We start from the raw sequence: 19,818 nt of genomic DNA, 5'->3' as shown, positions 1-19,818 counted from the left end.
AATGCCACAAATCCAGCGCTGGTATAAAGGTTTTTCTTATAGGGGAAATCCACAAGAACTTATTGAGCAAATTTCCAAGCAAGTTCAACGTCACAATTTGGGAAATTTCGTTCCGCTTTTACGAGTGGAAAAAGGGGTAAAATCACGCAAACCATTTTACTTTTTTCTGGCGCTTGAAAGTTTACAAAAAGGTGACATACCAACGGAAGTTCAATCAAATCTGCTTAAACTACCTTTTTTTAAATCTACTATTCCAGGTAATCCCAGCTTTAGTTATGAAGAAATAAAACCTATGGTTGGGGTCGCTCATGATGTTTATGAGTATAGTAACAACATTCCCTATCAGCCCGTACAGGAATTAACCTGCGATCATCCATTTGACTTAATAGAATCAGCATCTATCAATAATTCATTCATTGATATTGATATATCCCGTCGATCCGAGCAACTTCTTTACTGGCTATCCGCTCTTGGTAGTGGAACTTGGGAATCTTTCAAGAAAGGGTGTGAAGTCTTGCAACTTGAAGAACCTAAACGCATCTTACGCCGACTTAGGTTGCTCGGTCATGTTGAATCTTCATTAGATGGTAAACGATGGTCTGCTGCTCCTGCGACTCTTGTGAAAATTAACTCTCAGTTAAACTCACAAGAATTTATTTTATGCGGTCAGCGTTGCATCAGTTGGCTCACCCAGTTAGAAAAATATGCAGAGATAATACCCCTTTCCCAACCCACAGGAAATGCACCACCTTGTATTCGTCTGAAAGTAAACGAACGTAATATAATTACAGAGCAGTTTCCTATTATTAACACGGGTGATGTATCGAGCCGACTGGCTGACATCTTACCGGATATGAGAATTTGGCAGCAGAGTCTTAGAAGCGTACCGGGTATAGTGCCATCTCTTTACGAATGGATGCGATTTGACGGCAATGATTTTGTTGAGCGCACTTTCCAGAACGAAACTGGAATGTACCAAATGTGGAATAGAGAAGGCAGCGATTTTTCCCGTATGACCCTTTTTTATGAAGCAGAAACCGATACTTGGCTACAAGGAGATTGGTATGGGTTAAGATTTCTCGCTCTGCACTACAGCGATCGCTTGCTTATCGCCCATTACGATTCTACAACCGCACGTTTAGCAATTCCGTTTTCTCAACGATGGCCTGAATTATACGAACGTGCTTTAGTGCTAGCTTCTGGATTTGTGCCAATCTATCACAAAACCGAACAGAATCTATGGCTTATTTATGAAAATATTGCTCCAAATTTAGCAGAAAAATTGACAAAAAAACTTTATATAAACTGCGACGAGGGTTTTAGCTGTGCATGACCTACTAGGAGCTTATCAAAGGCTCGATCGCCTGTATCGACTTTACATCAAAAGTGCTTTTCCTTTGCGATCGCAAGTTTTAGGCGAAGAACGCTTTCGGGTTCTCAATCAAACCGGAGTTTTAAGTCAACCGCCCTTAATCGAAACCGTACCCATCTATCCCTCTTCCGGTCTGAATCTAGCGGCTGCAACAAAGCGGCTACCATCAGAATATAGTGGTTTGTCATCATTAGGGCAAAAGCTCTTTCCCTCCAATATCGAACTGTATCGACACCAAAGGCAAAGTCTAGATGAAGTTTTAGTCAACCGTAAAGATATTGTCGTCACCACTAAGCACAGGTTCGGGAAAAACTGAGTGTTTCTTGCTGCCACTTTTTGCCCAACTCGCACGAGAGTCGTTAACTTGGACTACTTCAGGCTCACCATCTGCTAACCGCCAGTGGTGGAATAATTCTAAAGATGATAATAACGATATCAGAGTTTCGCAGTGGGCGCACACAACTCGTCCCCACGCTTTGAGAGCGATTATTCTTTATCCTCTGAATGCTTTAGTAGAAGACCAACTGCGACGACTGCGAATAGCATTAGATGACAATGACGTTCACAGGTGGTTGGAACAACAGCGTCAAGGAAATTATATCACTTTTGGTCGCTATACTGGCTTAACTCCAGTTTCCGGCAGAGAAACAAAACAAAGCCGCGATCGCCTCCGTAAAATTTTGCAAAAGATACAGGAAGAACGTGAAGAGGTTTTGGATGCACTGAATTTAGATAAAACAACAGGTTTACTTTCCCAAAAAATTGTACCGCTCAACTTAGACAAAGAGGTTCCAGGATGGCTGTATCAAGTTCACGAAAAAAAAGCCGGAAAAAAAGCAGCAGTACCGCCTTCAATACCCTCCACCGGACAAAAAGCTGCAACAGAGCCTTCCATGCCAAGCAAATGTCCTCGGTGCGATGCTGACTACGGAAAGCGCAAGAAATTCAGAACACCTTTAAGAAGTCATCGGACAGGGTTTCAAAAAGCCTGTCAAGTCTTGGCGGGAGCTTTATTCCGAGAAATGACCGATGAAGGGATAGGAACATCTTCATCCCGAAAACTTGTGATTTTTTCTGACAGTCGCCAAGATGCGGCAAAACTGGCTGCGGGAATGGAACGAGATCATTATCGAGATATGGTACGCCTCACTATGATTCAATCGTTTCGGCAATATTGGGGTGATTTGGTTTCCTACCTGCGGATAATGTTTACCTTTAACCCTGCTAATCTTCCCCAGTTACAAACGTTAAATTCGCTTCTTTATGCTGAAGTTACAAAACCCTCCCAACCAGAAGATGCGATCGCACAGAAAAGATTTGCTGCTGCCAATGCACATCTGATGACTGAAGCACTGATGTGGTTCATGGGAGCGCCACCTAATAATCGGCAAGCTCATGCAGACTGGGTAAAGTTATTAGAAAGTTATCCAGGGCGAATTCCCTTAGCAAATTTACGCGGCACAATTCGCGATCAATTACTAGAAATAGGTATCTGTCACGGTGGCTCAGAATTCAAAGCCAAGCGATACAAAACCGCAGATAAATTCTGGGATTTTTGGTTTAATTGCTACGACTGGAGTAACGCTGTTCCCTTGCCTTTAGTCAACGCTGATGCAGAACAAGGACAGCATATTGCTCGCTTGGACGCTCTGTTGATGGCAGAGCTAATGTATGCTTTATTCCCCCATATTGCCAGGACGCTGGAAGCCTTGGGTCAAGGTTGGGTGAGTTACCAAACTGACAAAAATGCTTCACTAGCTTTAATTAATGCCACAGAAGCTGTTATCCGTCAGTTAGGCGTTAGGAGTTTATATAAATATTGCTCTTGGATTTATCAAGGCACAGAAAACCACTTTCGGCGTTACTCGCTCGATTATCTTGCAGGAATACGAAATTGGGGTGTGACTGACGTTGAAGTGCAACAGCAATTGTTACAGTCAGGGGCAGGAATTTCTTCGTCTAATGGACTGATTTTAAACCCAGATAAATTAACGCTAGTCCCTCCAGAACTGAGTCAGGGAGTCTACAGGTGTCCGCAAACCAATGCGTTTTATTTACACAATGTGGTCATAGACCCAGAATCTTTACAACCTGTTGCATCGGCACAATTGACTTCACATTTCGACTATTACACGGAATTAACAGATAGACCAGATGCCAAGCTGTTTCGCATGAATTGTGAAGAACTGACAGGACAAACCGATAAAGCGGAACGACCGAAAAGACAGCGTTGGTTTCAAGAAGTTTTCATTGCTAATGAACTTGCCAAAAAGAAGATTTACGGGGTCGATTTGTTAAGCGTGACAACCACTATGGAAGCAGGGGTTGATATCGGCGCTCTCAATGCGGTAATGATGGCAAATATGCCGCCGCGACGCTTTAATTACCAGCAGCGAGTTGGGCGGGCTGGTCGTCGCGCTAGTGGGGTTTCTCTGGCGGTGACATTTTGCCGGGGGAGAAGCCACGATGATTTTTACTACCAACGTCCTGAAAGCATGACAGGCGATCCGCCCCCGCCTCCCTATGTGGATATGAGAAGCCAAACAATCTACAAACGGGTGTTAATTAAAGAGGTATTGCGCCAAGCTTTTACCGACACACCAATTTTGAGTCAAGGCAGTCAAACTGATAATGTACATGGGGAATTTGGCACGGCTGAAGAATGGGCAACTTATGAGCCGGAAATTCGAGAGTGGCTGCAAGATGCTAGGAATGAAGAGGTTATCAATTCGATTATGGAATCTCTCAGTATTGAAACCCCTTGGGCGGGTGTGGCTGGTGAGAAATTTCAAGAGGAAATGCGAAGCTATTTGCGCGATCGCCTGATTGAGGAAATCAGAGAGATTGCTAGCAATGAATCTTACTCGCAGGATGCTTTGAGTGAACGCCTTGCCAATGCTGGTTTGCTGCCAATGTTTGGTTTCCCGACTCGTGTGCGAGTGCTTTACACGCGCTGGCCTCGCCAGTCTTTCCCCTGGCCCCCAGAAGATGGTCTTGTTGATCGTAATTTGGATATTGCTCTCAGTCAATTTGCACCGGGTTCGGAAACAGTTAAGGATAAGGCAGTTCACACGGCAGTTGGTGTGGTGGTGCTGAGGCCAGCAGGGAAGGTTGTCAGTTCAGAAAATGGTTTTTACCCGCCTTTGCCTCAAGGAAACACCAACCCCATCGGAGTGTGCGAACATTGTCAGGCGGTTGTGTCCCTGCCTGCTATGCCACAACCTGCATTAGGAAAACGGGAACCTGAAAAGCAAACCTGTCCAGTTTGTCAATACTCCGAACCCTCTCTCATACCTCTGGATGTCCGCGAACCGAAGGGCTTTTTTAGCGATCTGGAACCGCAAGATTTTGATGGACAGTTCGAGTGGCAACCGCGATCGACTCGTCCTTCTTTGAGTGTGGATGCCAGAGGAGTTGCCTCTGCCAGTGTGGACAACTGTTCGGTGGTGGCGCTAACTGACCAAATTCTCTCAGTGAATGATCATGAAGGTAAGGGAGGATTTGATTTCCAAGCCGCCAAAATTTACGGGGAATTGAAGAATGGGGCTTATGCTGTTGGCGAGGAGGGTTATGTTTCCGTCTCTGGTGCTGCTTACCGTGTGGCGTTGATCTCGCGGCGGGTAACAGATATTTTGCTGGTGAATATTGAACGGTGGCCTTCTGGGGTGTTTGCCGATCCCACGAAGGTTGAGGGGCGTGCCGGTTGGTATTCTTTTGCGTTTTGGCTGAGAATTGCGGCGGGTGCGCTGTTGGATGTGGATGCCTTGGAGTTGGAAGCGGGGTTGCGTGTTTTGCCAGATGAAGTGACGGGACAACCTATCGGTCAAGCATTTTTATGTGACAAGCTAGAAAATGGTGCAGGATATTGCCAGTTTTTTAATGATGCTGCCCAGTTGAGCAGATTGATGGCGATGGCAGAACCAATGCATCTCGATAGTATCGCCGCAAAGTGGATGTCTCCAGAGCATGAAAGCGAGTGCGATACCTCTTGCAATTTGTGCCTGCGAGATTTTTACAATTTGTCCTATCATGGTCTTTTAGACTGGCGGTTAGCGTTAGATATGGCGCGGATAGCGTCATCAAGTGCCAGTGCGATCGACCTTGAATCATCTTGGAATGGCTGTCCCAATCCTTGGAGGAATCTAATTATAGGAGCAAAAGCACCAATCCCTGCTACCTTGGCACGTCTGGGGTACACTTCACATATACAGTTTGGCAGTTTACGTGGTTACGTTCGCAGTGGGCGTTTAGCAAAGGTCTTGATTTTGCGACATCCATTGTGGACTGATGAGCATCCTGAGTGGATAGCGGCTGAGGAAATGGCAAGGCAACAATATACGGGTTATGACGTAATATCTGCCAATCCGTTTAAGGTTTTGCGTCGCCCTGCGGATTATGCGTAGTTTTTGCTTAGAAAAGCCTTAGTTGCTTATAACGGGTGGCGCTTGGCGTTTGGCTGTTTCTAAAAAGCGCTTCCCAGTTTTCCCTCTGTTTATTAAAAAAAGGTAATGTGTTGTTGGGACAATTATAGTGATGACAAGTTAAAGCACCAGAATTTCGATATCCAACAGTACTCTTTTCAGAAGCACGCAGGCAATATTTTTCTATGAAATCATCATACTCAGTTTCAGTGATTTGATTATCCGCAAGGATTCTCATAATTTCTGTACTTTTATAATGAAGCATAGCGTTATAAGCAAGTGTTTGGCTATTTTGGGGGCGTAATTCTATATCTTCAATCCGAAATGCTTCAGACTCAACTACATACATAAAAACAAATAAACTTTTCTGCCATTCTGGATATTTAGAGAGTAATTGATTAATTTTTCTAAGGGATTTACTGAGTTGCTCACCGGAAGCGTTAGTATAATCCATAAAAACAAACACTGATGTTTCATGGCTTCCTGTACCTGCTTGAAAATACTCTCTCAGAGGTCTGATTTTTTTACCATCAGGAACGCTAGTTGCAGTCAAAGCAGACCTTTCATAAATTCCCCAAAGCCTGTACTGACTTTCTGCTGCATCATAAGGTAATTCAGCATATCTAATAATTTTATTTCTCAACCATTTTTTAAACTCAGCTTCATTATCTTTTAAAGCAACTTTAGGATCATCATGACAAGCTTGCCAAAGATTATCTTTTTTTAGAAGTAAATCAAGTAAATTCTGCTGTAAACTTCGAGTAGCTGATTCAATATTTGTTATGGAAAAAAATTGTAACTTACTCAGGAGTAAATAGGCTATGTTTTGCTCTAGAATTGTTTCAAACTGATTCAGCCAATCGCGAATTTTTTTCTTGGACAAAGAACCTTCCCAGCTAGAAAACCTATCATAGCAAGCCTCAATCTCTATATCGTCAAATAACAAAGAAGTTTCTACCCTCCGTTCTTCTGGTAAAATTGAAGAAATCGGTTTTTGGTATGGTTCTACAATTTCACTTAATTTCCTTTGTAGTTGCTTGATTTCCTCAGCAATAATCTTAGGCTTAATGGATGGAGAATTACGATCCAGGTTTTCTGCTGACATAAAGCGTTTATTTTACAGTCTTTCCCGAAATTTGAAGATATCTTTATATACTAAGTTTGTAAGAGTATACATATAAGGTCTTTGACCAAAAACTTCGATATATTGCTCAAAATCTAACTTACTCCTGAGTTGTGAACTCGCTTTGTCTAATCTATACTTAGCTTGTTGTTCACTTAGTCTATAAAAATAAGAAATAGAACAAGAATCATACAGAATCAAAAGGTCTTGTATTGACTGTCTTCTTCCACCACTAAAAAATAGAAGATTTAAAAAAGCCTCTGCTTCTTCAGATAACTCATTACTAATTCGTAACTCTGAAAAATATGCCTCGGCATACACTCGATAACTATTACTGAAAATTCTTCGAGCCGTTTCAAGGCCAACTGATGTTTGGGATGGTTCCGCTTCAGCCCAAAGCAACTGACATATCGTTTCTACAAATCGGGGAACACCTCCAGAAACTACTGCAACAAAGTCAATAACTTCCTCTTCAAAAGGATAAAGCTTATTATCATTCTTCAAAGTTACAGAACTATTTTTGGTTTCTATATACTCTTTTACTTCTTGTGGATTCAAAGGCTTGAGGATTTTAAAATTAAACCGTGCTTCTTGTAGCTGGCGAGCTTCTGAAATAATTTGACTATAGTATTCTTCGGTCACACTTACACACAATGCCCAACCTGGTCTTAGTGAAAACTTCTCAGACAAACTGTGCAAGAAACTCATAAAATATGAAATTTCTATACTGAGGTTAGAAAATAGTGCCTCAACTTCATCAAAAGCAATTAGCACATAATATTTTTGAGTCCGCTTCAGGAATTCAAAAAAAATCTCAAATAAATTAATCAACTCTGTTTCTTCAAATAATACTTTATCTGATTTGCTTAAAAGACCTTCGTGAAGCAAGACATTGTACAACTTCAGTAGAATTGCTCCCAAAAGACTTTCAAAGTGCTTATCTTGCTGGCTTGATGCTGCAATCGGTGTCACGATTTCTTGAAACTTAATGGGAACGCACACCCCGCCATTATCATTAAATTCTTTAGCTATCAAATTGAGTAAAGTTGTTTTCCCATATCCATACTCTCCTACAAAAAATAACTTGATAGGTCTTCTGATTTTAATGGATTGTTTAACTTCATCCAGAAGGTTATTAATAAATTTTGTACGAACCAGTTTTGAGGTGTCGTCCTGAGAGACTACTGATGCAGCAGATCCAGAAACAACATAAGGATTTTGGGCAGGTGCTATAGATTTTGCATTAACGTCTTGATAGGGCATAGTCAAACAGCAATAGCAGGTTCTAAAATCTTAATAAATCCATACTTAACTCCTCGAATGTCAATTAAATCAATTCCCATATTACGGGCAAGTTGAGATTTAGTTGTTCTTAATTCGATACGGCGAGTTAATTGCAACTGAATCAAATGTTTTTTAAGGTCTTCTTCCGTATAATCTGATACTTGCTTCACAACTCTATCACGAATCTGAGCAACTGGAACTAAACCCAGACTTTTCTGGGCAATATCGCGGTAATTATTTAAAATGAAGTCTAAGAGGTTTAAGTAATTGTCAATTTCTATTTTGTCTCTGTAAAACAACTCCAGATAACCCACCCCTGGATTACCAACATAGCTGTAGCCACAGTGTTGTATTAATAATTTTTGAAGTAGTGCTGGTTTTGGATTTTCAGATAATTGATGTTTTTCATGAAGTTGAAACCTAGCGTTAGTGTAATCTTTAACAAGTTGCGAATACTGAGAACAAATCTGAGTTAAATTTTCATTAAATGTTTCAAGAGAGGGCGAATTTTGAGCAAGATTTTCTAAGGGATTGATAATTTGGATTGTTGACTGAACAGAAATCGATGGTCTGGTCTTTTCAGTGTTTGTTTTTGAGTAGATATGACCATCTGCTTTATATAAATCGAGAACGTAAAAACCTGCTAAATAGTTTTTTATAGTTGTAGCAGACATGGGCGTACCTGCTGGTTTTACTTTATTTACGTTGTGAGTAACTAGCTTACCTTCTAGCCAATACAAAGCAGTCTTTAAGGTCTGACCTTCATTAGCTACAAGACCCTTTACAAGTATCCTCATATCCTCTGGATACACCTTGGGTAAATGAAAAGTTGGAATTCTCTTGGACATAGTAGCTTTAAGCGTATGAGTAGAAAGTTTCTTCTATTTTATTGCTTATCAGTTAATAGGAGTGCTACGCTAGTTTGGTTGCTGTTATTCAAAAATACCCTCGCTTTCAAAGTAAAAATTAATCTCGTTGGCGGAGCGTAATCTCTAAGTAACCCTTTTTATACAAAGTCTTTAAAAGTTTCCATACATCCTGATTATCTGGTAAACTTTGACAAACCTGGCTAATTGTAAGACCAGTTTCTACTGTGCTAATGACATTTAAAAACTGTCTTTCTTCTTCTAGAACATTTTCATTTTTTGGAAGCTCAATTTTGCTCAATTCCTCACGCGAACCCAGACATTTATCAAAAATAGATTTGATTTCGTTAACCTGGGCTTCAAGGTTTTCAAAGTCTGTGAGTGCTTCTTTACACAAGTCTATTTTTGATAGTAACTGTGCTTTTAAATTGCTGACCTGATTCAAAAGAGGAGTCACATCTTGTTCGCGGTTTCGGGCAATAAAGTATAAATCTCTTTCTAGTTGCTCCCAGTCTAAAATCAAATTTTTGCACTGCTGGAGTAGTTTTTCCCAAAAAACTTGTCTTAGGGCTTCATAAGACCCTTCACGGTCTTCATCATCAAATTTGCATCTGTCTTTCAAATAACGTTCATTAGGAGCAATTAGACACAATAAATCTTCGTATTGAGTTAGTCGTTGCTCGAAACTATCTCGACGCGATCGCCTCTCACCTTTAATAATAACTTCAATTTCAGCCAAGGGTTTTTGCAGCAGATCGTATTCTCTAAAACTTTTTACCCCATGACGGCTAAAATGCTCTACCACTCGGTCAACAAACTCATCGTTATACCGCACTAGATGTTCTGAATCGTTACTCAAACTGTTTCGTAAATTCTCAGCACGTGTCAAAATAATTCGCCACTGTTCGAGACCAGCTACTAAATCAATAAGTTTTTTTTGAGTGCTTTCGTTAGTTTGCAAAAACTGCTTACAGTGATTGAGTTGATGATGTAATTTCAGAATGTCTGCTTCTTCTAAGGCAACCGAACTGGCTATATTATGGCAATCTTGATCTAGCTGTAAAAATTGTTTTTCTAAAGTCTTTCGATGGTCATTAAAACAATCTTCTAAACCACTCATAGTAAGAATTGCCTGACTAACTTTAGAAGCCTTCAATTCGAGCGTTAAATCTTCTAATTTTCGTGTCATTTCACCTAGTTCTTTTTGCAGAGTATAACGTTTATCCCGGCGAAATATTTCCAGGCGATCGCTTAGGTTTTGTATTGTTCTATAAACTCCATCAAGAACCACATCATCCTTGTGTTGCGCGAACTTCTGTGCAGTCTCTACGCCAGACGCTCGAATACTCGCTAACGCTGCGCTATCAAAGTCTTTAGATAAAGTTAGTTTCTCTTCAGTTGTCTTAAACCCCTGTGGTGAAGTTGCTACTGAAGAAAGAGTTGTTTCTGCTTCATTGAGGTCGCTAAGAACCTCGTCTAAAAGCTTCTCATCAAAAATTTCTAGTAATGAAGAAACATGAGTGCGAAGTTCATTTAACTGACCCTTCAAATCATTAAGGTCTAGTTCTGCCACAGAAGTGCGAATGATTCCCCTTGGTCGCTCCCATTCTATATAGCGACGACGTTGCAACCATTCCAGTGCTTCCTCAAACTCTTCTTGAAGATAGCCAAGTTTTTTGACCTCTTTCCATATCTGAGTTTCCTGACCCTGTACATTTTCAACTGCCTCTTTTGATTTGAGTTGGTTTTGAATCAAGGATTCCAGAGGATGAACAGTAAATTGAACTTGAGAATTTTCTGTTTTCTTACTAGCAATTTTGGATTCACTAATCAAACTGTGCTGTTTCAAAATTGCCAAAAGGCTAGGCAGACCAGAACCCGCAACTTCAAATAAATTTTCAAAATCTTCCTTTGAGGCTTGATAAAACTGACGACCCCGGCGAACAGACAACGAAATTTTCTCAAGCGCTACCTTATACTTGAGAAGTGCTGGACGCAGATTTGTGTAGAAAGATTGATAGTTCGGAAATAGAGTTTTACACTTTTGATAAAACACAGATTCTATCAGTTTTGTTTCCGTACCATTGACTGCCTCTAAACCGAGAATTTTCCAGGTTTCTGATGCAATTGATGGGAATAGCAGCCGCAGAGCTAAGGCGTGGCACTCCTGACGGTGATGTTCTAATCTATCTCTATCTGATGCGCTGACTTCAGGATGGCTTGAGAGCCAGTTTTGAATATAATTAGATAAATTAAGCAACGTACAAGCTGAACACTGTTCGGCAACCATGATTTTGCGGAGTAAGCCGAAAGCTGTCGGATATTCCCTTTCGCTTCGAGCAAGCTGAAGGTGGAAATCTACTTGACCTGTCCCCGCGATCGCAGTTAATCTTTGTGGAACATTAGCTGCATTCTGGTCATACCTCAAGTAAAATCGCCAGTCTAAGTGAGTTTCTTCCGGCGGAGTAAATCTCATCAAGTCAGAGTCTTCACCACCAACACTAATAACGACAGAACGGTTGGGAAACTCTAAATTATATCTCTCAGGAGAGCTAGTCAAAAAATTATAAAATCCAAATCTATCCTCTTGCCATTCACCTTTATAGCGCCAATTCCAATTGGCTTTCTGACCAGAGCGAGAAACTGGGAAAAGTAAGGGGAGAATTTCCTGGCAGAAAATCGTTGTTGCTATCTTTTCTTTTTGAGCATCATTCCACTCTCCAAACCAGCTACGACGAAATGACCCAAGAATTTTATCAATGACTGTAGGAGGAGTTGTTTGAAGAAGAGCAACTAAGGCAAAGCTACGTTCGGTTGGTTGTACAATGTACGAACCATAAAAATCGTCGTCTTCTGCCAGCTTTTTTAAACTCTTTAACAGTCTGAAGCTCTCAGCGATACTTGCGTTCACACCCGATGGAAAACTAGCAAGAAGCTTAATTACTTCTCGTCCTTTTGGATGTTTTTTAAAGGAAATCACTGACTCTACTTTGTTAATAGCATCACTAATTTTGTGCTGCTGCGTACCGTATAACTGCACTCGTCCCTCAAGATAATCCTCAATCAAATCCAGAGGAGTATACGGCTTCCCTTTTTCTTGAGCAAAAGTAACTATGCGTTTAAAGACTTCGATAACGGTGCGAGGGCCGTTTCCCAGGTCTTTGCGCTCGCACAACTGTCCCAAACTTTCAAGGGTTGCTAAATCTACTAACTCGTTTCCCTGAGACTTATCTTCTGGCAAAAACTTCTCACACAAAAAATCCCAAAGCTTACCCGGAAAATCAGATTTATAAGCGTCAGTTAATCGCAGCGATACTTTCTGCTCCTGCATCCGGTGGATAATATCACCAGCCTGTTCTTCAATCGCTGATTCAGTGGGCGTGGTAGGCATTCCGAGAATGAGTGCGACAGGTGTAGAACCTAAAGCCCGCATTCCTTTGACTAAATCGCTCAAAATCTGGATACGAACGCTAGATCCCTCTTCAGTCCGCAGGAATTCTTGACATTCGTCAGCAAATATTGCTAACCCCTTAAAACCTGCTTCCCGCAAAATAGAAACACTCTCCTGCCAAAAATTTAGAACACTATCAGTATTGGTGGTGTCAGTTTTTAATTCTTGAACAATTTTCAGAGCTTTGTCTTCAGAGACTCTGTACTTGCGGGCTATTTCTGCGGCTTGTTCTTGTTGAGACTTTAGACCGTACTGAGAATATAGTGCCTCAATTTTAGGAACAAGACTAGGGGAGGATTGTTCTAAACTTGCCTTAATCCAGGCATAAGTGGCAACCATTAAGTCGCCCAATTCTTTAAATTTGAACGGTGGCACAGCTACAATTGTATTCTGCCTGCACTCAGACCACAAATAAATCAGGGTTGCTGTTTTACCATAGCCATAGTCAGCACTTAGGTAGCCATTGACAGGCTTTCCCTTACCAATTTCATCAATTAAACGATCTCGAAGTGTTTTAACTTGTTCGAGTGGGTCGTAGCTGATAGCATATAATTCATAATTATGGGCTATACTTTCAAGTTCGCTTTCAATCTGAGATGGACTAACGGTATCTACAATTGCTTGAATTGATTCTAGTTGCTCTAATAATTTCTTCATAAATAGTCGTTTCATATATAGGTTTGAAGGGAATATAAATTTTTAAATTAATTGAGTCCACTCTGGGGATTTATTTAACATAATCCACTGTCCATAACCCCCTTCATACCCACAGTCAAAGAACTCTCCTTGGTCATAATCATAGGTGCATTTTGCATTATCTAGAGTGCCGTCTAACCCACTCGGATCTAGCAAAAGCATTTGACAGATAGCGTCTTTAATGTCTTCGCGCAAGAAAATCTTAGTTCCATAGGTTCGTTGCCGTTGTTTGTAAATCGCGTCTACCGCCATTATAAAAATAGGAGCAGCGCAGAAGTAGCGACGACTGAAGTATTCGGATTTTCCTTCTGATTTAATTACACAGGGTGATAGAGAATGTAACCAGTTCAAGACACCAGTGATACTGCTATCACTGAATGCTATTTCACTGGCAGTAAGTTCAAAGTTCACAGCAGCTTTTTCAATCACTTCTCCCACTATGGACTTTTTTTCAGCAGGTGATAAAATAACTTCTTTTCGTAACCACAGTTGTTGTACGACAGTTGCATAAGCCCAGGAGAACCTTTTATCAGGGTCGAAAAGATGTAGCTGATAAATTACTAAGTGTAAAAAATCGCCTAGTAAAGCTGGGTTTGATTGTTGAATATCAGCCGCTACTTTACCTAGTGAAGTTAAACTAGATGGATTCTTTTTGTCGAGAATAGAAAGGTTACGCAGAAAGGGAAAAACATTTTTTTGTAAAACAGTAGCTCCAAGTTTACAGAGAACCGCTAACTGGTCAATATCTGTTTGTTGAATAGAAAAATTTTCCAGAATAACCGCCACTCTTGACAAAGTGGTATTTTGCTGTATGTGGAGAGTCAATCTTTTGTTCATAAATCACGCTCCAATGTATCCAACCAAGCGACTAGGTTGTGCATAATTCGATGATTTCGGCTAGTTCTTAATTGCTCAATACTTTCACAAAAATAACAGGAGTGGTGAGTATCTCTTTTGAGCTTTTCTACACCCGCTTTCGTGGTTTCAAAACTACGTCTCACTGTAATTTGAATTTGAGATTTATTAGGGAAAAAGATACTGCCAAAGCCTCCAGCTTTCCACCAAGTTGTGCTATCGAGAGTATCGGGAATTAAGTTATGTCTGCGGAGGCGATTATAGCTGTTTGGCCCACCAATCCCAAAACAGTGAACAAGCATTCCATGTTCTCTAGCAATATCACAGACTTTTTTAAATAATGCCAAGCTCTCAAAAGATATCATATTGACACTTCCGTTAGGGCCTGATGTTCCCCAAGAACCAAAGCCAATTCTGCGAATACCAAGTCTCGCATAGGTTTCGATACAACGATTGATTTGCTTGATAGTACGTCCCTGTACGGGAGCGATCGCACGCTCTTGTACATAATTAGGCATTTTGCTATAAAATGCCTCACAATGGTAGAGTGTGTCACGGACTTTGTACTCTACAATCTCATCATTATCTGTGCTTAAAGGTACAATGTCAGGTAATACATACCCATCTGCCCACTGATTTTCTTTATAAAATTTATCTAAAAAGGCAAGAAGTTCATCATAAGTTCGTTTACCTTGCTGCACTTGATAAGCACCACAATCTAACCAGACACTTTTAATGTTTGCTACATCTTTTTGTTGCTGCAAAAATTTGGTAGTAGATGGTGGGCAAGTGATAGGTGAATAAATAACGTAAGCAAAGGGATTACGTTCCAAATCACCGCCTGATTGCCATAGTTCAAAAAGGCGCTGCAATTGGGAACCACCCGCACTAAAAGATGCAACAAATTGAGAACTTAATGGTGTTGCAGACACTAATTTTTTGTGCCACACAACTAAACTGCGTTTTACTCCTGGTTCAATATTGACTCGACTAAAGCCCATTCGGCAATAAAAACCATTAGCTTCCAAATCTAATGGACATTTGAGGCGTAAAGTTTTTATACCGGATGTTCTGCTATATTCTTCCCATGCTCTAATTAGTTTAAAACCTACCCCTTGTCGGCGGTGAGATGGGGAAACAGAAAGATGGTATAAAGTGGATATTCTGTCACGCCTGTGATGAAAATGCAAGAAGCCATGAGACGTACATAAAATTTCCTTATGAGCTATTGCCTCAGCCAAAGTAGCTCTATTAACAAAACCTATCTCATGGCGATGGGCATCTGCGAGAGCCTTGACAAAAGGTAAGTCTTTTTCTGTTGCAAATGTTACTGTAGTTTCTAAGGATTTAATCTGCACGTACTTCACCCAAGAACCTTTTTTAACTCCATATATCAATAAGGCTTTTATAACTTAACATCTTTACATAACCACTTTGCCAAATTAGCCTGCTTTACTATAGGACTCATGTTTGATTTTGGAAATATACGCAGGGTGTGAAAGCGTTGCGTTACGCACCGTCCGAAAGCTTTGGTGCATTACGGACTCCGACGTAACGCACCCTATTTATACTTAGCTTTTTTAAAATTCAATGGATTGCAATATTACAATATACTTTGGGTAATTTCAACCAAGTAACCAAGACTTTTGTTCAAATCATATCTCACCTAAACTACCAGCCAATTGTCGTATCAGAAAGGCTACTCGCAAGTGTTTAGTATTGAAAGCATCTACGAAAACACGATCAACTCCAACTGGATTTTCCCTGGTTCTCACAGTTGAGTTATCCTTAAGCCTAATAATCGGACTAGAACTCTTAAAATCTCGCTGATGTACGCGAGTTATTCCAAGAAGGCTTTCTAATATCGAAATTATTGCCAAGGAGAACAGTAAGGGACTCCAGAAATTAAATCTATCCTGATGCGATCGCTTTCATCTTAATCTCCTCATTGTTTGTAAACTGTAGTAGCCCAAAATTCCGGTCTTTGTTTACTGCTGTAGCTATTATATGAGTGAGAAGGGTAAAAAAGAAACTAAAATGTATATTTATGTTGCAGATGTTGTATTCGTTGCTTGGAATAACGAGAGGGGGGAGCTTCTAAAGCGATTACGCGGTAAAAAATCGCGGCAGAAACTAGCTGATGAAATTGCAGCCACAGGAGGGGAATGCTCCCATCAGAACATCAAAAAACTAGAGTACGGTGAGTCTGAAAGTGTCTCTATTAAAGTATTAGAGGCTATTTGTGCAGCATTGGGTATTTCTCTAAGCGACTTCCTTAGCACTCTTGAAGTAACTAATTAAAGTTTTAGATATTTTCTTGATTTTTAGCTACTAAAGTAACTAATGTATTGATGAAAGCAAAAAGGCGATCGCCTTTTGTTAAACCCCATCAATGAGGTTACTCAAATGATTGTACAAGATGAATTTGACAACCAAGCCCCGGATCAAGCAGAGTTTGAGGAATATGTTGACCACTTAGCTGACGCAGTAGCGCCAGAAATTGAAATTGACTCAGTGCCAGATGATTTGGGAGAACTGTATCGAGTTTGGAACGGTTCCCAACTTCTGGGAACTTTTTACCAGAATCTTGAAGGCAAATGGATAACGCAACCCTGTAATAGCGATAATAGAACAGGTAATCAGGAAGGATGTAGAAAAAAGTAATGTAGCGCCAAAACCAGAAATCAAACCCAAAGAAAAGTGTGGACGTGGGCGACCAAAAGGGAGCAAGAACAAAAATAAGGTGGAGGTTACTTTAACATCTGAATTAGTGCGAATTCAAAAAATGATTAATTCGCTGTTCAAATTACTATCTGGATTTGTTCCACTTACTTACTTAGTAATAGATGGACATTTTGGTAACAATAACGCTTTGCAGATGGCTCGACAAGTTAACTTGCATATAATTTCCAAGTTACGCTACGATTCAGCATTGTACGTACCTTATCAAAATCCTGACCCCAATAAACGCTCTCGTCGTAAATACGGTGAAAAGCTGGATTATAGTAACATACCGAACAAATATTTATGTAAAAGTAGTATAGAGGATCAAATCCAAACAGATGTTTATCACGCTACCCTACTTCATAAAGAATTTGCCCAAGCACTGAATATAGTTAAGCTAAAACACATCTAATTTGCAGATGAAAATTTTCTCAATATCTTGTGGGGTGGGCATCTTGCCATTGGTGTCAAGTTAAGCTCAAACTTACTATGTCAATAAGCATTTAGGCTGAATAATTCGGTTTTCAAGGGACAAAAAACGAACTTTTTCAGGGACTATTAATGCTTTGTTTATTAGCATCACTCCCCGCTTGCGTATGAAAGGCAGAAAAAAGTTCAAGTTTATACTTCATTACTTACAAAACCGATCGTTGACAAATGGGTTTTAACCTTAAGTTGACACTAATGGCATCTTGCCCGCCCTGATTATGCAACTTGAATGCTGATTAGCTTATTATAGTCAAAACTAATCTTAAAACTAATGCTCGTAGTCATGTAATTCTATTTTCGAGTGACCTAAAGTTATCATACGAAAAAATAACCGACTACTGTAGACAAATAATTCGGTTGAACAATTTTAGCGCATCAAATGCTTGTTATTTCCTGACAAAGAAGAAATAACGGTTGAACAATTTGATTCCTGACTTTCAAAAAACTTGATTCCTAGTCTAATCAACAAATAAAACGATTAAACAATTTCTGAAAAGCTTTATATAACAATAGTTTGACGGACTATTCAAAATTTTAAACATCTTCTAATTGTATTGCTGGCATGGTAGTGTTCACAAAAATACCTCAGTGGCGATCGCACTCTATTTGACTTTACCTATAGTCAGTAGCATTGAGCGATCGCTGCTTTCGTTGAGCGCGCTTTGTGATGGCTATCCGCCCGCAAAGAGCGATCGCTGTGCCTGATAGAGACAGTGGAATTAGATGTACGGGTTGCCCAAAATTTCTTTGAGATAAGAAAAGCTTACTCGTTCATGAAATACTTTCATTGATACGAATAAGCCAACAACTTTAATCCCCCTGACAGGTGTAGGTTTTTTACACGATGGCTAAAACCCAGATTATTACGTGGTCAATATGGGTTATTGATGTGCGTCTCCATATAAATACGTACATATAATGTTACAGTCTGTTGACAAGCATCTATATGAGGATATAATCGTCTGTAAATCAATAATTAGGCTAATATACAGCAAAAAGCCATCTCATTGTACAGCAATCCCTTAAATTGCTATTTAGGGTTTGCTAAAGCATCGTTTCGTGTTTGTGTAGCGTGACGCTTGCTCTCAGCCAGGAGTTCACAAGTTCAGGTATTTGACATATCAAGATGTCAAATATGTAAACTCGCATTTGGAAGTTGTTCTTGACTACGGCTAGTACGATATAGATTCCACTGACTTCACGCTATTTTCTCCAGTTCAACTGGGGAAAAATCGCAAATATCCATTTTCGACTTTCCATGCAGGTTGTCAAATCTGCACTTTCTGATTGTGTCGAAACATTTTGATATTTCATCGTTTTGAGCAAGTTTTCGGTAACAACCCGATTCTCGTTCATGCTTTGCTTTTCCACTTTCCGGAAATTGCAAACGGATGCAACGAGCCAGAGCAAACCCATCATCTGTATACGAAACCTTTAATAGCAAGGGTTTCCGCATTTTATCGTTTAGCCTATTTTTTGTTCCAGATCCTTACCCAGTAAGGGTTTCTGAAAACCCGTGCCTTCGCTCTGTGTAACGACTGACTTTTCAGGTTATGTGGAAAAGTCCACCAAAACCTAACCCCCTTCCCGACGCGGGAAGGCAGGGTGGATTAATTGTCGAGAGAGAAAATATAACATAGAAGGATGATTCCTTAAGAAAAACACGGTTCTCCCAGAGGAAAGTTAGGAATGAATTTAATCGAAGCAATCCAAGGGGTTCCCGATTATCGACATGCTAGAGGTATTAGACATAGACTTTGGATAATACTAACTATAGTTTTGTTAGGTAGTTGTACAGGATATTGGGGGTATAAACCTTTAGCTGAGTTCACAAAAAATCATCGATTATCTCTAATCAAATTATTAGATTTATCTCCAGATATTCAATTTCCGTCAGCATCAACATTCAGAAATATTATGATGTCAATTGATTTTCAGATATTAGCTGAACTGTTTAACGTCTGGGCAGAAAAGAGTTTGCCAATTAATTTCAAAGAATTATTTGCCATCGATGGGAAATGTATTAAAAGTACTGTAACCGGGGGAAATCAATCCTATCAAAACTTTGTGAGTATCGTTTCAGTTTTCAGTTTATAGTCATCAGCAAGGATGGGTAATCAGACATCAAGCTATGGAAAATAACAAAAACAGTGAGATTAGTGTGGTAGAAGAGCTAATTAAAAAGCTTTATGGGCATCATATCGTGATTACAGCCGATGCACTACATTGCCAAAAAAAACTGTTGAGCTGATTATCGAGGGAGAAAATGACTACATTATTACTATTAAAAGAAACCAGCCAAATCTCCTGAAAGTAGCTACTGAGCTAGCTGAATCCTCAATCGCTATCGATACCAATTACCATGATGAAAATTTACATGGACGAAAGACTACTCGTCAAGTCAAAGTCTATCCAATTCCATTTGAGTCACTACCTGATTGGGTTGGCGCTAAAAGTTTAATTGAGGTTAACAGATATGGAACTCGACCTCAAGGATAGAATTGTCGTCGCCAGATTGTTGACTATCATGAACAACA

15 protein-coding genes and 1 pseudogene are annotated in these 19,818 nt (G+C 40.0%); 9 read left to right on the top strand and 7 right to left on the bottom strand.

The window, feature by feature from the left end:
• Position 1 precedes the first annotated feature (1 nt).
• Genes QUD05_RS10475 through QUD05_RS10465 form a run of 3 tightly spaced genes read left to right on the top strand, consistent with a single transcriptional unit; the run spans position 2 to position 5,775 of the window.
• The gene (locus QUD05_RS10475) at positions 2-1,333 is read left to right on the top strand and encodes a hypothetical protein (RefSeq protein ID WP_289795976.1); all 1,332 of its coding nucleotides are present in this window, start codon (positions 2-4) and stop codon (positions 1,331-1,333) included.
• On the top strand, positions 1,326-1,688 hold the full coding sequence (locus QUD05_RS10470) for a hypothetical protein (RefSeq protein ID WP_289795975.1): 363 nt from the start codon (positions 1,326-1,328) through the stop codon (positions 1,686-1,688). The genes QUD05_RS10475 and QUD05_RS10470 overlap by 8 nt, the downstream gene beginning before the upstream one ends.
• 7 nt (positions 1,689-1,695) lie before the next feature.
• Positions 1,696-5,775, top strand: coding sequence for a DEAD/DEAH box helicase (locus QUD05_RS10465; protein ID WP_289795974.1), 4,080 nt, complete (start codon positions 1,696-1,698; stop codon positions 5,773-5,775).
• A gap of 7 nt (positions 5,776-5,782) precedes the next feature.
• Here the strand turns inward: QUD05_RS10465 and QUD05_RS10460 are convergent, their stop codons facing one another.
• The 6 genes from QUD05_RS10460 to QUD05_RS10435 all read right to left on the bottom strand — a co-directional run bounded on the left by QUD05_RS10460 (position 5,783) and on the right by QUD05_RS10435 (position 15,426).
• Positions 5,783-6,898, bottom strand: a complete 1,116-nt coding sequence (locus QUD05_RS10460; protein ID WP_289795973.1) for a phosphoribosyltransferase-like protein — start codon at positions 6,896-6,898, stop codon at positions 5,783-5,785.
• A gap of 12 nt (positions 6,899-6,910) precedes the next feature.
• Entirely contained in the window at positions 6,911-8,179 is a 1,269-nt protein-coding gene (locus tag QUD05_RS10455; RefSeq protein ID WP_289795972.1) for an ATP-binding protein, read from the bottom strand.
• 2 nt (positions 8,180-8,181) lie between these two features.
• Entirely contained in the window at positions 8,182-9,012 is an 831-nt protein-coding gene (locus tag QUD05_RS10450) for a hypothetical protein (protein WP_289795971.1), read from the bottom strand.
• A gap of 154 nt (positions 9,013-9,166) precedes the next feature.
• A complete protein-coding gene (locus QUD05_RS10445) occupies positions 9,167-13,189 on the bottom strand; it encodes a hypothetical protein (RefSeq protein ID WP_289795970.1) in 4,023 nt (1,340 codons plus the stop codon).
• A gap of 27 nt (positions 13,190-13,216) precedes the next feature.
• On the bottom strand, positions 13,217-14,050 hold the full coding sequence (locus QUD05_RS10440; RefSeq protein WP_289795969.1) for a hypothetical protein: 834 nt from the start codon (positions 14,048-14,050) through the stop codon (positions 13,217-13,219).
• Positions 14,047-15,426, bottom strand: a complete 1,380-nt coding sequence (locus QUD05_RS10435) for a GNAT family N-acetyltransferase (RefSeq protein WP_289795968.1) — start codon at positions 15,424-15,426, stop codon at positions 14,047-14,049. Before QUD05_RS10435 ends, QUD05_RS10440 begins: the two co-directional genes overlap by 4 nt.
• Positions 15,427-16,105: 679 nt before the next feature.
• Between QUD05_RS10435 and QUD05_RS10430 the strand changes: the two genes are divergently transcribed.
• From QUD05_RS10430 to QUD05_RS10415, 4 genes and pseudogenes are all read left to right on the top strand, one after another.
• Entirely contained in the window at positions 16,106-16,369 is a 264-nt protein-coding gene (locus tag QUD05_RS10430; RefSeq protein WP_289795967.1) for a helix-turn-helix domain-containing protein, read from the top strand.
• Positions 16,370-16,474: 105 nt separating this feature from the next.
• On the top strand, positions 16,475-16,732 hold the full coding sequence (locus tag QUD05_RS10425; protein WP_289795966.1) for a hypothetical protein: 258 nt from the start codon (positions 16,475-16,477) through the stop codon (positions 16,730-16,732).
• Positions 16,695-17,192, top strand: a pseudogene (locus QUD05_RS10420) (transposase); the annotation flags it as partial. The gene QUD05_RS10425 and the pseudogene QUD05_RS10420, both read left to right, overlap by 38 nt.
• 638 nt (positions 17,193-17,830) lie before the next feature.
• On the top strand, positions 17,831-17,986 hold the full coding sequence (locus QUD05_RS10415; RefSeq protein ID WP_289795965.1) for a hypothetical protein: 156 nt from the start codon (positions 17,831-17,833) through the stop codon (positions 17,984-17,986).
• 498 nt (positions 17,987-18,484) lie between these two features.
• On the opposite strand, the gene QUD05_RS10410 is transcribed toward QUD05_RS10415, so the two are convergent.
• Positions 18,485-18,637 carry a hypothetical protein gene (locus QUD05_RS10410; protein WP_289795964.1) on the bottom strand — a complete coding sequence of 51 codons (153 nt, stop codon included), beginning with the start codon at positions 18,635-18,637 and terminating at the stop codon, positions 18,485-18,487.
• Positions 18,638-18,970: 333 nt separating this feature from the next.
• Here QUD05_RS10410 and QUD05_RS10405 point away from each other — a divergent pair, with 333 nt between their 5' ends.
• The gene (locus QUD05_RS10405) at positions 18,971-19,378 is read left to right on the top strand and encodes a transposase family protein (RefSeq protein WP_289795575.1); all 408 of its coding nucleotides are present in this window, start codon (positions 18,971-18,973) and stop codon (positions 19,376-19,378) included.
• A gap of 129 nt (positions 19,379-19,507) precedes the next feature.
• On the top strand, positions 19,508-19,780 hold the full coding sequence (locus tag QUD05_RS10400) for a hypothetical protein (RefSeq protein WP_289794483.1): 273 nt from the start codon (positions 19,508-19,510) through the stop codon (positions 19,778-19,780).
• Positions 19,781-19,818 lie beyond the last annotated feature (38 nt).

Source organism: Nostoc sp. GT001, from assembly GCF_030382115.1.
In the GTDB taxonomy this organism is placed as follows: domain Bacteria; phylum Cyanobacteriota; class Cyanobacteriia; order Cyanobacteriales; family Nostocaceae; genus Nostoc.
Note: the sequence above shows the minus strand (reverse complement) of the source record. Positions and strands in the feature narration are given on the sequence as shown.